Raw genomic sequence first — 13912 nt, forward strand, 5'->3', positions numbered from 1 at the left:
GGGGGCGCCATGAAGGATTCCCCGGAGCCGGCGGCGGCAACGGAAACAGCCGCGACCGCCCGCGACCAGGCCATCGATCTCGCGCGCTTTATCTGCCTTGCCCTTGTGGTGGTGGGTCACTGCATGATGACCAGCCCGGTACTGCACCCCGACGGCACTGTCACCACCGAAAACACCCTGGCCGAGCAGGACTGGTTCGAGCCGGTCATCTGGGTCTTCATGGTGATGCCGCTGTTCTTTGTGGCCGGGGGCATCACGGGGGCGCAGTCCTGGCGGCGCATGCGGGCGCGCGGCGGCAGCGGCTTTGAGTTCGTCCAGTCCCGGCTGCTGCGCCTGGTCCGCCCGGCCGCAGCCCTGCTCGCGGCAATGTTCGTTGGCCTCTGGGGTGCGCTGCTGGCCGGTGTGGATTCGCAGGTGGTGCAGCTGCTGGCCAGCGGGGCGGGGATGCCGCTGTGGTTCCTCGCGGCCTATCTGGCCGCCCAGTTAAACATTCCGCTCCTGGTGCGACTGCACCGGCGTGCCCCGTGGCTGACGCTCCTGGGGCTGCTGGCGCTCGTGGTGACCGTGGACTGCTTCCGTGGCGCCTTCCCGACGCTCGCATACGTCAACATGGTGTTCGTGTGGTGCGCGGTGCAGCAGCTCGGGTTCTTTATGGCGGACGGCTGGCTGGACCGGTGGAGCAGGACGCAACTGATGGGGCTGATCGCCGCCAGCAACCTGCTGATGCTGGTCCTGGTGGTGCTGGGCCTCTACCGGGACAACATGCTGGTGAACCTGAATCCGCCCAACCTCAGCCTGGTTCTGCTGGGTATCTCGCAGGCGGCGGCCCTGCAGCTCACCCGGCCGTTGTTGAACGCTCTCGCAGCCGTGCGCTGGATCCGCGCAGTGGTGGGCATTGCCGGGCGCCACGCGATGACGGTCTACCTCTGGCACCTGCCGCTGCTGGCCGCCATGACCGGGCTGCTGCTGCTGACGGACTTTCCCAAACCCGCCTCGGGCACCGTCGGATGGTGGTGGTCGCGCCCGCTCGTTTTCCTCGGCGTGGTCCTCCTCCTGCTGCCGGCGGTGTTCCTGTTCGGCCGGCTTGAGGAACGGCCGACGCCGGCCATGCACTCACGAGGCCGGGCACCGGCCGCCGTGGTGACCGCCGTCGTCGTCGTTTTTGTGCCGGTGGCTGACGCCGCCGTCAACGGCCTGACGCTGGGACTCCTTGGCGGCGGTGCCGCCTGCTTTGCAATGGCAGTGCTGCTGCTGGGGCGCGTTCCCGCCCGCGGTACTCGACCATTGCCAGCACAGCCATTAAGTGCCAATGTCGAACCATGACGGAGAACACGGCAGCCACTGAGGACCATTTCACCCCGGACGTCACCACGTTGCGGAACGATGCGCTCCACCGCTACGAACTGCACGTGGGCGGGAAGCTGGCGGTGGAGGTCAGGTTCGAAGACAAGCCCGGGCACGTGGATTTCATCCACACCCAGACGTCCGAGCAGTTCCAGGGCCAGGGCCTGGCCAAGGTGCTCATCCACTTCGCCCTCGACGATGTTGTGGCCGCGGGTAAACGGATCATTCCGCACTGCCCGTTTACCGCCCGCTACCTGCGCAAACACGAGGTGTACACGCAGTGCATCGACTGGCCCGAGGCGGCCGCGCCAAACCTTCTCGGCACCTGAAGCGCGCCTCCGGGCCGGCTCCCGGAGCCGAACCGCGGCTGAGCTGAGCCGCCGCGCGCCGGGCAGCGGCACTTGTGAGACGCGATACTTGTGGCCGGGGAGACATTTCCGTACGATCGGGCAGGGCTATGCAGTTGGCCTTAGGACTCTCTATCTGGGGATCTCTTTGAATCAAGAACTGCGTGTGCCGGTGCGGGCTGATTGTCCCCGGAACGTCACTCCGGACTTCCGTGAACCCTCCTGCCTGAACGCGTCGGGGGCGATGTGATGGCTGACGGGGCATTGACTGACCCAACGATGAGCGACGAGACCATGACTGATGCTGCGGCAGGTGCCATGACGGACGGGGAAGCGCGCAGCCATCTGGAGGGTTGCCTGAACGAGGCTGTGGACCCGGCAGCATCCCTCGCTGCCATGCCGGACGCGGAATTGGCCCGGCTGGCGGACGGGCTGTACCGGCATTTGGATACGCCAAGCCCTGCCTTCGGAGCCCGCTTCTGGTACATCCAGGTCACAAATGAACTCAGCCGGCGCCGCCTCCGTGCGGCCCGCCCGGCTGGCGCGGTTTCGGATGATCCGGCCCCAAGCGAGGTCTCTGCCCGGTAGCTGCGCTGTCGGGCGCGGGTGCCCAAGTGTCCGTTCGCGCCGGGGTGCTTAAGTGTCCGTTCTCGCTAGGGGGATTACGACGGCGGGGCCTGCTTTGCGTGGTTCCGTTGCCATTGCGCTGCGTGCCAGAAAAGCAGCCCGAGCGCTCCCACGAGGCCGGCGAACAGTATCTGCGGCGCGAACGTGATCCACATGTAGCCCACGGGCATGACCTGAGGTTCGGTTCCCGAGTTCAGTGATTCCTGTGCGAGCGTGAAGACACCGAAAGGTGAGACCAGCAGAAGTGCCACGAGCACCCACAGCGCAACAATGAATGGGTTCACGGTCAGCCGGCGCCGCTGCCCGAAGTCCGCCTCGTACGGTGCGTAGCCTGGTTGCAACGGTCCCGCGGTTGGCTGCCCCTGCGAATCCACTTCCCGAAAATTTATAGGATCATGCTCACTGGCGGACATGTCCCCCTTCTTCCTGCTGTGGTCGACGCCTGTGCAGAAACTCTACTCCGCAGAAACCTTACTCCGCCCGTCCCAACGTGTCTCGATTGGGCGTCCCTGCCCGTCCAGGGTGGGCAGTATGTGCATTTCTGGTACGCCGGGAAAGTCAATGACCCCGGATAACGCCTGAATTACCTGACTTTCCACGGCTCGAACGAATTACATCATAGAAGTTTGACTAAAAGGCTCGCCTAAGTAAGGCTATCCTTGCTTGGTGCCCGCTGCTGGTACCTGGCGCACATCACGCCGAAAAAAGGATGACCTATGACGCTGCTGCCCGACGTGGACGAACCACGCGTGGACTTCGAAGACGGAACCGGGCTTTGTGCCCGCAACTCGTCTGACTTGAACCCGTCTGCCGAGCATTTGGCTCCCGTGAACCCGTCCGCCGGGGACCATTCCGCCCAAAACCCTTCAGCGCAGGACCCTTCCGCCCAAAACCCTTCAGCGCACGACCCGTCCGGTCTGGACTTCGGGTCCGGCGTGGAACTAGCCCTCGCCGCCAGCAACCAGCTGTTCAACGCCCGCAATGCTCCCCGCTATGTGGCCCAGGTGCTGCAGGGCGTGAACGCCGTGGCCACCAAACTTGAGCGCACCTCGCAGCCGTTCACCGGCGTCGGCCCGGCCGAGATGAAGCGCCGCGTGGAGGCAGTGGACCTGGAACGGCCGCTCCCGGACACCGCGGCTGCACTGGATGAACTCCAGCACACCTACCTGCGCGACGCCGTGTACTTCCACGACGCAAAGTACGCCGCTCACCTGAACTGCCCCGTGGTCATTCCCGCACTCGTGGGGGAGGCGGTGCTCTCGGCCGTGAACTCGTCGATGGACACGTGGGACCAGAGCGCAGGTGCGACGATGATCGAGCGGCGCCTCATCGACTGGACCGCCGGGCGGCTTGGCCTGGGTAACACGGCCGACGGCGTGTTCACGTCCGGCGGCAGCCAGTCCAACCTGCAGGCGCTGCTCATCGCCCGCAACCACGCGGTGGCCAGGCTGCGCCAGGATCCGGCCAACGAGGGGCTGCGTCTGCCGCTCCTGCTGGAGAAGCTGCGGATCTTCACCTCAGCGGACAGCCACTTCAGCATTCAGAAGTCGGCCTCCATGCTGGGGCTGGGGTTCGACGCCGTTGTGTCCGTCGCCTGCGCAGCAGACCACCGGATGGATTCGGCCGCCCTGGCCAGCGCCCTGGCCACGGCCCACAGCGAGGGCCTGGTTCCCATGGCAGTTGTGGGTACGGCCGGGACCACTGACTTCGGCGCCGTTGATCCGCTGGCCGACCTGGCTGCCCTCGCCGGAGCCTACGGCGCATGGTTCCATGTTGATGCCGCGTACGGCGGCGGGCTCATGGTGTCCAACCGCCACCGCCATCTCCTGGACGGGATCCGGCTGGCGGACTCGGTCACGGTGGACTTCCACAAGACCTTCTTCCAGCCGGTCAGTTCCAGCGCGCTGCTGGTGCGCGAGGGCGCAATGCTGCGCCACGTCACGTACTACGCCGACTACCTGAACCCGGAAACTGCTGCGCGGGCCGAGATCCCCAACCAGGTGGACAAGAGCATCCAGACCACACGCCGGTTCGACGCCCTGAAGCTGTGGCTGACGCTCCGGATCATGGGGGCCAACGCCGTGGGCGCACTGCTCGACGAGGCGATTGACCTGGCTGCCCGCGTGGGTTCGGTCCTCGCGGCGGACGATGACTTCGAACTCGCGGCCGAGCCCCAGCTGAGCACACTCGTGTTCCGGTACCGGCCGCTCACCGCAGACGGGACACGGCTGTCCGAGGATGCGGCCGATGAGCTGAACCCGGCCATCCGCTCGGCCGTGTTCGCGTCCGGCCAGGCCGTCGTTGCGGGCACGAAGGTCGCCGGACGGCACTACCTGAAGTTCACGCTCCTCAATGCCGAGGCAACGCTGGAGGATATAGGCGAGATCATCGCCCTGCTTCGAAGCTCGGGCCAAAACCTGCTCGCCGCCGGCCAGGCGGCACGGACGGAGGCACACGCATGAGCACGGCATCTTTCAGTACCTCAGGTGCAGGCCACGTTTACGATTTCGCCGGCATCGGCGTCGGGCCCTTCAACCTTGGGCTCGCCGCGCTGAGCGAACCGATCGAGGGCCTGGACGGAGTGTTCCTCGAACGCCGGGAAACCTTCGACTGGCACCCAGGCATGATGCTCGAGCCGGCCCACCTGCAGGTGCCGTTCATGGCGGACCTCGTGACCCTGGCAGATCCGGCGTCACCCTACTCCTTCCTGAACTTCCTCAAGCAGACCGGCCGGCTCTACCGCTTCTACATTCGCGAAAACTTCTACCCGCTGCGGGCCGAGTACAACCAGTACTGCCAGTGGGTATCCGGCCAACTGCCGTCGGTCCGGTTTGGCGCAGACGTCACCGGCGTGACGTACGACGCCGGCGTGTACACGCTTACGGTCGATGGCCCGGCGGGGCCGGAGCTGCTCCGTGCGCGCCGGCTGGTGCTCGGTACCGGAACATCGCCGTATATTCCGGAAGCATGCCGCGGCATCCTGGCGGCCGGGGGACCGGTCCTCCACAACGCAGATTACCTGGCACGGAAAAGCGAACTCCAGCAGCGGCGGAGCATCACCATCGTCGGCAGCGGACAGAGCGCGGCGGAGATCTACTACGAACTGCTTCAGGACATCGACGTGTATGGCTACCGGCTCAATTGGGTCACCCGGTCGGGCAGGTTCTTCCCGCTGGAGTACACCAAGCTCACCCTGGAGATGACCTCGCCGGAGTACGTTGACTATTTCCACGGGCTTCCGCAGGAGCGCCGCGACTCACTCATCAGGAGCCAGAAGAACCTCTACAAGGGCATCAACTCCGAGCTCATCGACGCGATCTACGACCTCCTGTACACCAAGAGCCTCTCCGGCCTGGTGGACACCCGGCTGTTGACCCATTCCACAGTGACCGGGGCCAGCTGGAATGCCGCCACCGGGTCCCACACCCTGGCGCTGTCCCACGGGGAGCAGGGCGCCGACTATTCGCTGGAGACGGAAGCGGTGGTCCTGGCCACCGGATACGCCTACCGGGAGCCGGCATTCCTAGTCGGTGTGAAGGAGCGGATTGCCCGGGACAGCGCCGGAAGGTTCGCCGTCCAGCGGAACTACAGCACCGGCGTCGAACCCGGCGAAATCTTCGTGCAGAACGCCGAACTCCACACTCACGGCTTCGTCACGCCGGACCTCGGCATGGCCGCCTACCGGAATTCCTGCATCCTCCGGGAGATCCTGGGCCGCGAGGTCTATCCGGTGGAGCGCAGCATCGCCTTCCAGGAGTTCGGCGCGCCGCCAGCGGATGTGCCGGAGGATGCCGCTGTGCCGGCTGGAGTAACTGCGCAGGCGGAGGTGCCCGCATGAGCTTCACCTTCCGCTGCCTTGACGCCCAAGAGGACGCCCCGCTCCTCCACAGCTGGGTCACCCGCCCGTACGCCTCCTTCTGGGGGATGCTGAATGCGTCTGTCGAGGACGTCCTGGCGGAGTACGCCAAAATCCAGTCCAGCGGGCACCACCACGCGCTGCTGGGGATCGACGACGGCGTCCCGGCCTTCCTGATGGAGGAGTACCTGCCGTCGTCGTCGCCGCTCAACAGCGTCTACGCCGTCCAGCCCGGCGATATCGGCATGCACCTGCTGGTGGCCCCGCCGCAGGGGATGCCGCGTCCGGGGTTCACTGCTGACGTCATGGAGTCGGTCCTGGACCGGCTCTTCCAAAAGCCCGGCGTGGAGCGCGTGGTGGTGGAGCCCGATGCCCGCAACACCAAGATCCACGTCCTTAACGCTCGGCTGGGCTTTGAGCCTGCAGGCGAGGTGACCCTGCCGGACAAACAGGCCCTCCTGAGCTTCTGTACGCGCGAGTCATTCCACTCCGCGCGCGCCGCCCGCAATTCCCTCCCGAAACTCAACGCAGGAGCATCACTGTGACCACCCTTGAATTTGAATCCGTCCGCACCGCAGGCCCTGCGGCTCCGCACCTCACGCCGGAACGCTGGGCCGCTGCCAACCGGCACCTGGTCCGCAAGGCGCTCGCCGAGTTCTCGCACGAGCGGATCCTCGTCCCGGAACCGATCGGAACCGGCGCCGGCCGGTACCGGGTACGGAGCGACGACGGCGCCGTTGAGTACCGCTTCTCCGCACGGATCCTGGAGCTGGACCACTGGTCCGTCGATGCAGGCTCCATCACCTGCAACCGCGACGGGCAGGACGCCCCGCTGGATGCGCTCCGGTTCATCACCGAATTCTCCGGCACCCTGGGCATCCGCCAGGAAATGCTCCCCGTCTACCTCGAGGAGATCAGCAGCACGCTCGCCAGCCATGCGTTCAAGCAGTGGATGCGCCAGCCGTCGTCTGCCGAACTGGCAGCCGGCGTGACCCGCGGAGCGGATGCAGCCATGGACTTTCAGGCGATTGAGCGCAGCATGACCGAGGGGCATCCGTGCTTTGTGGCCAACAACGGGCGGCTGGGCTTCGGAATCGGCGACCACCGTGCCTTTGCCCCGGAGGCAGGAGCCCCGGTGCAGCTGGAATGGATCGCGGTGCACCGCAGCAAGGCGGTCTTCACGTCCAGCGAAGGGCTCGGGTACGCCGCCCACCTGGAAGCCGAACTGGGGGCACGCACCATGGCCTACTTTGACGCCGAGCTCGGTTCCCTTGGCCTGGACCCTGCCCAGTACTTCCTGATGCCGGTGCATCCGTGGCAATGGGAGAACAAGCTGACGGTCACGTTCGCGGCCGAAATCGCCCAGCAGCACATCGTCCACCTCGGAGCCGGGGCCGACAGCTATCAGGCCCAGCAGTCCATCCGCACGTTTTTCAACACCACCGCACCGGAGAAAACGTACGTCAAGACTGCCATGTCGGTGCTCAACATGGGGTTCATGCGCGGGCTGTCGCCGCAGTACATGAAGGCGACGCCGGCGATCAATGACTGGCTTCAGGACCTGATCGCCGGTGACGAGGCACTGCAGGGCCGAGGGCTTGCCATGATCCGCGAAGTGGCGGCCATCGGCTACCACAACGGCTATTACGAGGCAGCCGCCGCGAAGGGCTCGCCGTACCGCAAGATGCTGTCTGCCCTCTGGCGGGAGAGCCCGCTGCCGTTGCTCAGGGGCGGCCAGCAGCTCGCCACCATGGCCTCGCTCCTGCACGTCGACGCCGCGGGCAAACCCATGGTGTCCGCGCTGATCGAGCAGTCGGGGATGGAGCCGGCCGCGTGGCTGCGGCAGTACTTCGAGGCGTACCTCGTCCCGCTGGTGCACTGCCTCTACCGCTACGAGCTGGCGTTCATGCCCCACGGCGAGAACGTGATCCTCGTCCTCGAGAACGGCGTGCCGGTCCGCGCCGTCATGAAGGACATCGCGGAGGAGATCGTGGTGATGGGGGACAGGCTTGACTTGCCCGAAGCCGTGTCCCGGGTCAAGGCGGACATTCCCGACGGTGACAAGGTCCTGTCCATCTTCACCGATGTATTTGACTGCATCTTCCGCTTTCTCGCCGCCCTCCTGGAGGAAGACGGCGTGCTCAGCGGCGAGGAGTTCTGGCGCACCGCGGCGGCAGCGGTCCGCGGCTACCAGGCGGAGCAGCCGGAACTCGCGGACCAGTTTGCCCGCCACGATTTGTTCGCCCCGGACTTCGAGCTGTCCTGCCTGAACCGGCTGCAGCTGCGCAACAACCAACAGATGCTGGACCTGGCCGACCCGTCCGGGGGCCTGCAGAAGGCGGGACGGCTCGCGAATCCGCTGGCCAAATTCGCCTGAACTCCGCCATCACGCAAGGCTGATCCATCGGTGCTGCGGGGCTAGGCTGTTGGCATGACGCCGAACACCGCCAGACCCACAGCCCTCGTCACCGGCGCCACCGCGGGACTAGGCGCCGAATTTGCCCGCCAGCTTGCCGAAAAGGGCAACAACCTGGTGCTCGTGGCGCGCGATACGGCCCGGCTCCAGGCCACAGCGGACGAGCTGCAGCGGCGGTACGGAACCACGGCTGAGGTGCTGACCGCGGACCTGACCGACGACGGCGGCGTGGCCGCCGTCGTCGGACGCCTTTCGGACCCCTCACGGCCGGTGGACCTGCTGGTGAACAACGCCGGAATCGGGCTGCTGCACAATTTCGACGAGAATCCCATCGATGACGAGCGGAAGCACCTGAAGCTGCACGTGCAGACGGCCATGGAGCTCTGCCATGCCGCCCTTCAGGGCATGCTGGCCCGCGGTTCCGGCCGCATTATCAACGTGGCCAGCGTGGCGGCTTTCCTGCCCCGCGGTTCCTATTCGGCGGCGAAGGCCTGGCTAGTCAGCTTCAGCCGCTGGGCGAACCTTGCCTACTCACCCCGCGGCGTGACGGTGACAGCGGTCTGCCCCGGGTTTGTCCACACCGAGTTCCATGACCGGATGGGGATGGACAAGTCCGTGGCCCCGGGCTGGACATGGCTGCGGCCGGGGCGCGTGGTCCGGGAAGCGCTGGCGGACAATGAGCGCGGGAAGGCTGTGTCCATCCCGACCAAGCGCTACAAGGTGCTGGCCGCCGTTGTCCGGGTGGTGCCGGACAGGTTTACGGCCGGGCCGCCGCGCCGCCCGCAGGAGCCGGGCGCCGGCTCCGGCGCGAGCGGATAAGCACCACCACGAGGATTCCGACGCCGGCCCCCACCACGGTTTCGACGGCGCGTTCGATGATGAGCAGCTGCGGGTCCGCCGGCGCCGCCAGCTGGGTCATGAGCAGGATCACCGGCGTGAACCAGACCATCGCCAGCCCGTAGTGCCGGGTCATGAACAGCTCGGTGCCGAACTGGAAGACAATCACCAGCAGCGCCAGCACCGCGGCCTCCGCTCCCGGAAATAAGTGCAGTGGAGCCCATGGCTCCGGCATAAGGACGACGGCGACCAGCACCAGCCCGAGGAACGTCCCCATGATTCTGTGGATGCCGCGGTGGACGCTGCTGGGCAGGTCCGCGCCGGCGAGGGGAACCGCAGCGGCCGCCATCGCCCAGTGCGGGTGGCCGCTTCCGGTCAGGACGCCGATGGTGCCGGCGGCGCCCACGGCCAGCACGTAGCGGGAAGCATGCAGGGCTGAGCTTCGGCGCATTGCTCCCCGCAGCCGGGCGGACGGCCGTCCCGCGCCGGGGCGCCAGGCCCTGCCACGGACCCAGCCGCCGAATCCCACGAGCAGGGAGAAGGCGGCGGACCCGCCGGCGATAAGCAACGCAACGTACCACGGTACGGCGGTGGGAACGGATGCGCAGGCGCCCAGGGCAAGGATTCCGAAGAAGGGGCCGTTGGGCCGGAGACGGACCTTGTCCGAATAGACGGAACCGGCGCCGGCCAGCAGGGCTTCGACGCCAACGAGCCACCATGAGTGCAGGCCGTTGACCGAGAGGAACACGCCCACGGTCACACCCGAAAGCAGGACCAGTGCTGCCTGGAGCTGGTGTTTGAGCCTGAGCTGGTGCGGCTCCGAGCGGCCGTACATGCCGGTGAGCGCGCCGAACACGGCGTAAATGGTGAGCTCCGGCCGGCCGGCGAGCAACAGGACGAGGGAGGGGACGGCCACGCTGATGGCCACACGCCATGCGGAAAGGTGGTCGTTGTTGGCGGGGCCCAGGCTGTGGAGCTGCCGCAGGTGGTGCACTACAGACTGCACCGGCACGACCCCCTTCACCCTTCGAAGGTAGCACCGCCGCAAAGATCTCACCGCGGGCTGCGTCACAAAGTGAGGCAGGCAACAGGGAGGTTTTACGGGGCTAGGGCGAATCGACCGGCAGCGGGAAGGCCGGCCCGGGTTGCCCTGGGGGCAGCGCGAAGGCCCGCCCGGGTTGCCCCGTGTAAAGGGAAAACCCGGACGGGCCTTCAGCGTCTTCAGCCTTCAGTCGTGTCAGCCTTCGGCGCCGACAGCCTGCAGCAGGATCAGGCGCGGGCGGGCACCTTTTTCAGTTCGTCGTCGAGGTCCTTACCCAGGCCCCTGTTGAGTTCATCGACGGTCTCGAACGGCAGTTCATCCAGGTCGATCAGCGGGTTCTCGTCCTGGGTCGCCACCAGTTCACGGGCCTCCGCCGGGGTGTCCACGCTGGGCATGGAGCCGGGCAGCGGGCGCTGGGCGGATTCCTTGAGGAAGTAGATGGCCACGGCACCAACGGCCGAGGTGGCCATCAGGTAGTAGGCAGGCATCATGTCGTTGCCGGTGGCATTGATGAGGGCATCCACGATGAACGGCGTGGTGCCGCCGAAGATTGCCACCGAGAAGTTGTAGGCAATGCCCATGGCGCCGTAGCGGCTGGCGGTGGGGAACTGCGCGGGCAGCGCCGAGGCGAGGTTCGCAACGTAGAAGGTCACCGGGAACGCCACCAGCGACAGGCCGGCCAGGGTTGACCAGATGCTGCCGATGCCGATCAGCATGAACGCCGGGGCAGCCAGGACCACGGTGCTGACAGCACCTATCCAGAGCACCGGGCGGCGGCCGATGCGGTCGGAGAGCTTGCCTGTCAGCGGAATGCAAAGGCTCATGACCACGAGCACCGGGATGGTGAGCAGCGTGCCGTGGACGGGGTCGTAGCCCTTGGAATCGGTGAGGTAGGTGGGCATGTAGGACGTCAGCGCGTAGCCGGCGGTGTTGGCCGCTGCCACGAGGATCATGGCCACGACGATCGAGCGCCAGTAAGCCTTAACGATCCCTACCGGGCCCTTTGCTGCAGCGTCATCACCGGCGGCAGCATCCTTGGCGAGTTCCTCCTGGGCGTCCAGGGTGGCCTGGAACTGGGGCGACTCCTCAATCTTGCTCCGGAAGTACACGGCAATCAGGCCCAGGGGACCCGCGATCAGGAACGGCAGGCGCCATCCCCAGTCCTCCATGGCAGCCTGGCCAAGCATCAGCTGCAGCACGGACACCAGCGCCGCGCCCAGGGCGAAGCCGAGGTAGCTGCCCATGTCCAGGAAGCTGGCGAAGAAGCCACGGCGCTTGTCGGGCGAGTACTCGCTCACAAACGTGGTGGCGCCGGCGTATTCGCCGCCGGTGGAGAAGCCCTGCACGAGCTTGAGCACCACCAGGAGGGCCGCTGCCCACATGCCAATCTGCGCGTAGCCGGGCAGCAGGCCCACGGCGAAGGTGCTGGCCGCCATTAGCATCAGCGTGGCCGCGAGGACCTTCTGGCGGCCGATCTTGTCACCAAGCCAGCCAAACACGACGCCGCCGAGCGGACGGGCGATGAAGGTGGCAGCGAACGTGCCCAGGAGGAACAGCGTCTGCACGCTCTTGTCTGCTTCCGGCAGGAACACGGGCCCCATCGTGGTGATGAGATAGCCGAACACGCCGACGTCGTACCACTCCATGGTGTTGCCCACGATTGTGCCGCCGAGGGCCTTCTTGAGCATGGGCTGGTCGACGACGTTTACGTCGGATACCTTGAGCCGGCGCCGCGCGAGCAGCTTTGGTTTCTTCGCACTTTGGGGTGCGGCCTGGTTGGTTCCGCTGGCGTTCCTGGCGCCTGCTGAAGAGTCGGTCGTGCTTCGGTCTGTGGGCATTTGGGCAACTCCTGTGGAGGTCATTTGCTTGCGACTTATAGCTGCCCCGCTCCGGGCAGGCCTTCAATTTTACGGGATTTCCATGGCTTTCGAGAGTTTGGTGCCGTATGATCACCCGGTTTCGGGCGCCAAACGGCGCTGAAGTCAGAGTTGTTTTGGGCGATCTGACCCCGCCATCCCGCGGATTTTCCGCGTCGCCTGCGATCGTTACCAAACCTTTTTCCGGAGCAGGGCTTTTCAGGCCCAATCTTGAGCCGATTCCGGCCTGCCGGGCGGGTGAAACTGTCTCCGACTGTTGCTGATCGAACCGTTGCTGATTGAACCGTTCAACCGCCCTGCTCGTCTGATTGGGTAGGGCCGGACGCAGGACCCGGGACTTTGGACCGGGGCAGCCGGGACTGAGCGTTCATAACTTCCAGACAGTTCAATAACTTCCAGACGGGGTGTTCGCCATGGACTACGAGATCAGCGGTCTGCCGATGCATGTGTTGCTCGTCCACGCCACGGTGGTCTTCGTTCCGCTGGCGGCGCTTTGCACCCTGCTCAGCCTTCTCTGGCCCACGGCGCGGCGGCGTTTGGGGATCGTCACGCCGCTGATTGCACTCCTGGCGCTGGTCCTGGTGCCTGTTACCGTTGCTGCCGGTGCGTGGCTCCTGGACCGTGTTGATTCCACTCCGCGGATCACTGCCCATATGCAGCTTGCCGGGACGCTCCTGCCCTGGGTGGTGGGCGTCTTCCTCGTGGCCCTGGGCCAGTGGTTGTGGTTCCGCTACGGCACAACGCAGGCAGAGGGCATGCGGCGGCGAATGGGCACCGCCGGGTCCCGCATCGCGGGGATTGTCGCCGTGGTGGTGGCGCTCGTGCTCTGCGGCGGCGCAGTAACCGCCGTGGCGCTGATCGGGGAATCAGGGTCCAGGGCGGTATGGGAAGGATCCTTCCGGACCGGGGCCGAGGACTGAAGAAGTCTCTTCCCGGACGGCGTGATTCTGCCTAAGGTGGACCCATGGGAACACTGATCTTCGAGTAATGGACGCGCCAGGGCGGCCCACAGTCGACGGTTAACCAGTTCAAGGACGGTTGACCAGTTACAGATTGCCAGTCCGCTGTTTGACCAGTCGCTTTTGGCCGCTGTGCCCGGCATTCGCCGAATAAACTCCGCCTGTTCAGGGTTTCCGGCCTCGCAGTGCTTTGTGGCTGGGGCAGGGCTTCCTTGCTATCCGGTGCCGGCGGAATCACGGATCTAATATGGGGAACACTTTCATTTCATCGCGGAAAGGAAGAACAAATGGCCGACTCCTACAACGGAAGCAGCATCAAGCCGGAGGTCGCTGCGCATCTGGCGGAATCGATGGACACGCCGCCGCTGCCCACTCCCGAGACTCTGGCCGTGACTGCGGCAATGGGCGGGGCGAAGCAGTGGCCGGACGGCAACGGCAAACGGCGCCACCCCAAGGAACACGGCGCAGTCCCCGGCCGCCTTGGACAGGGCGCTGCCGTGACGGCAATTCACCGGACCAGCCGTCCGCAGATGCCGCACTCATCCTGACCGGCTGAAATTCGTATACAGCCTGGCGATGCCCAGTTGTGGGTGTCGCCAGGCTGTTC

At 66.0% G+C, this 13912-nt stretch carries 13 protein-coding genes; 10 read left to right on the forward strand and 3 right to left on the reverse strand.

What is annotated here, in order from left to right:
• The first annotated feature begins 9 nt into the window (after positions 1-9).
• The 3 genes from AC5RWD_RS13315 (at position 10) to AC5RWD_RS13325 (ending at position 2279) form a co-directional block, all read left to right on the forward strand.
• Positions 10-1323, forward strand: a complete 1314-nt coding sequence (locus tag AC5RWD_RS13315; protein WP_494020456.1) for an acyltransferase family protein — start codon at positions 10-12, stop codon at positions 1321-1323.
• The gene (locus AC5RWD_RS13320) at positions 1320-1673 is read left to right on the forward strand and encodes a GNAT family N-acetyltransferase (protein ID WP_494020457.1); all 354 of its coding nucleotides are present in this window, start codon (positions 1320-1322) and stop codon (positions 1671-1673) included. The genes AC5RWD_RS13315 and AC5RWD_RS13320 overlap by 4 nt, the downstream gene beginning before the upstream one ends.
• 297 nt (positions 1674-1970) lie before the next feature.
• Complete coding sequence (locus AC5RWD_RS13325) at positions 1971-2279, forward strand: hypothetical protein (RefSeq protein WP_494020458.1); 309 nt, start codon at positions 1971-1973, stop codon at positions 2277-2279.
• Between the two features lie 74 nt (positions 2280-2353).
• Here the strand turns inward: AC5RWD_RS13325 and AC5RWD_RS13330 are convergent, their stop codons facing one another.
• Positions 2354-2731 carry a hypothetical protein gene (locus AC5RWD_RS13330; RefSeq protein WP_494020459.1) on the reverse strand — a complete coding sequence of 126 codons (378 nt, stop codon included), beginning with the start codon at positions 2729-2731 and terminating at the stop codon, positions 2354-2356.
• 303 nt (positions 2732-3034) lie between these two features.
• Between AC5RWD_RS13330 and AC5RWD_RS13335 the strand changes: the two genes are divergently transcribed.
• Genes AC5RWD_RS13335 through AC5RWD_RS13355 form a run of 5 tightly spaced genes read left to right on the forward strand, consistent with a single transcriptional unit; the run spans position 3035 to position 9409 of the window.
• Positions 3035-4780 (forward strand): pyridoxal phosphate-dependent decarboxylase family protein, encoded by a 1746-nt coding sequence (locus AC5RWD_RS13335; protein WP_494020460.1) that lies wholly within the window; start codon positions 3035-3037, stop codon positions 4778-4780.
• Positions 4777-6156 carry a lysine N(6)-hydroxylase/L-ornithine N(5)-oxygenase family protein gene (locus tag AC5RWD_RS13340; protein WP_494020461.1) on the forward strand — a complete coding sequence of 460 codons (1380 nt, stop codon included), beginning with the start codon at positions 4777-4779 and terminating at the stop codon, positions 6154-6156. The genes AC5RWD_RS13335 and AC5RWD_RS13340 overlap by 4 nt, the downstream gene beginning before the upstream one ends.
• Entirely contained in the window at positions 6153-6719 is a 567-nt protein-coding gene (locus AC5RWD_RS13345; protein ID WP_494020462.1) for a GNAT family N-acetyltransferase, read from the forward strand. The genes AC5RWD_RS13340 and AC5RWD_RS13345 overlap by 4 nt, the downstream gene beginning before the upstream one ends.
• Positions 6716-8551, forward strand: a complete 1836-nt coding sequence (locus AC5RWD_RS13350) for an IucA/IucC family protein (protein WP_494020463.1) — start codon at positions 6716-6718, stop codon at positions 8549-8551. The genes AC5RWD_RS13345 and AC5RWD_RS13350 overlap by 4 nt, the downstream gene beginning before the upstream one ends.
• 54 nt (positions 8552-8605) lie before the next feature.
• The gene (locus tag AC5RWD_RS13355) at positions 8606-9409 is read left to right on the forward strand and encodes an SDR family NAD(P)-dependent oxidoreductase (protein ID WP_494020464.1); all 804 of its coding nucleotides are present in this window, start codon (positions 8606-8608) and stop codon (positions 9407-9409) included.
• Here the strand turns inward: AC5RWD_RS13355 and AC5RWD_RS13360 are convergent.
• Together AC5RWD_RS13360 and AC5RWD_RS13365 are read right to left on the reverse strand one after the other, a co-directional pair.
• Complete coding sequence (locus tag AC5RWD_RS13360; RefSeq protein WP_494020465.1) at positions 9348-10433, reverse strand: FUSC family protein; 1086 nt, start codon at positions 10431-10433, stop codon at positions 9348-9350. The two genes, AC5RWD_RS13355 and AC5RWD_RS13360, sit on opposite strands and share 62 nt — an antisense overlap.
• Before the next feature lie 263 nt (positions 10434-10696).
• Positions 10697-12307 carry an MFS transporter gene (locus AC5RWD_RS13365; protein ID WP_494020466.1) on the reverse strand — a complete coding sequence of 537 codons (1611 nt, stop codon included), beginning with the start codon at positions 12305-12307 and terminating at the stop codon, positions 10697-10699.
• Between the two features lie 452 nt (positions 12308-12759).
• Here AC5RWD_RS13365 and AC5RWD_RS13370 point away from each other — a divergent pair, with 452 nt between their 5' ends.
• Together AC5RWD_RS13370 and AC5RWD_RS13375 are read left to right on the forward strand one after the other, a co-directional pair.
• Entirely contained in the window at positions 12760-13266 is a 507-nt protein-coding gene (locus AC5RWD_RS13370) for a hypothetical protein (protein WP_494020467.1), read from the forward strand.
• Between the two features lie 326 nt (positions 13267-13592).
• Complete coding sequence (locus AC5RWD_RS13375; RefSeq protein WP_494020468.1) at positions 13593-13853, forward strand: hypothetical protein; 261 nt, start codon at positions 13593-13595, stop codon at positions 13851-13853.
• Positions 13854-13912 lie beyond the last annotated feature (59 nt).

The organism is Arthrobacter sp. CMU6 (assembly GCF_059090205.1).

What these genes read in the sequence shown, in the direction of transcription:
- AC5RWD_RS13330 (WP_494020459.1), bottom strand. Translation starts at nt 2,731, where the DNA reads ATGTCCGCCAGTGAGCATGATCCTATAAATTTTCGGGAAGTGGATTCG.
- AC5RWD_RS13325 (WP_494020458.1), top strand. Translation starts at nt 1,971, where the DNA reads ATGAGCGACGAGACCATGACTGATGCTGCGGCAGGTGCCATGACGGAC.
- AC5RWD_RS13355 (WP_494020464.1), top strand. Translation starts at nt 8,606, where the DNA reads ATGACGCCGAACACCGCCAGACCCACAGCCCTCGTCACCGGCGCCACC.
- AC5RWD_RS13315 (WP_494020456.1), top strand. Translation starts at nt 10, where the DNA reads ATGAAGGATTCCCCGGAGCCGGCGGCGGCAACGGAAACAGCCGCGACC.
- AC5RWD_RS13370 (WP_494020467.1), top strand. Translation starts at nt 12,760, where the DNA reads ATGGACTACGAGATCAGCGGTCTGCCGATGCATGTGTTGCTCGTCCAC.
- AC5RWD_RS13340 (WP_494020461.1), top strand. Translation starts at nt 4,777, where the DNA reads ATGAGCACGGCATCTTTCAGTACCTCAGGTGCAGGCCACGTTTACGAT.
- AC5RWD_RS13320 (WP_494020457.1), top strand. Translation starts at nt 1,320, where the DNA reads ATGACGGAGAACACGGCAGCCACTGAGGACCATTTCACCCCGGACGTC.
- AC5RWD_RS13375 (WP_494020468.1), top strand. Translation starts at nt 13,593, where the DNA reads ATGGCCGACTCCTACAACGGAAGCAGCATCAAGCCGGAGGTCGCTGCG.
- AC5RWD_RS13365 (WP_494020466.1), bottom strand. Translation starts at nt 12,307, where the DNA reads ATGCCCACAGACCGAAGCACGACCGACTCTTCAGCAGGCGCCAGGAAC.
- AC5RWD_RS13345 (WP_494020462.1), top strand. Translation starts at nt 6,153, where the DNA reads ATGAGCTTCACCTTCCGCTGCCTTGACGCCCAAGAGGACGCCCCGCTC.
- AC5RWD_RS13335 (WP_494020460.1), top strand. Translation starts at nt 3,035, where the DNA reads ATGACGCTGCTGCCCGACGTGGACGAACCACGCGTGGACTTCGAAGAC.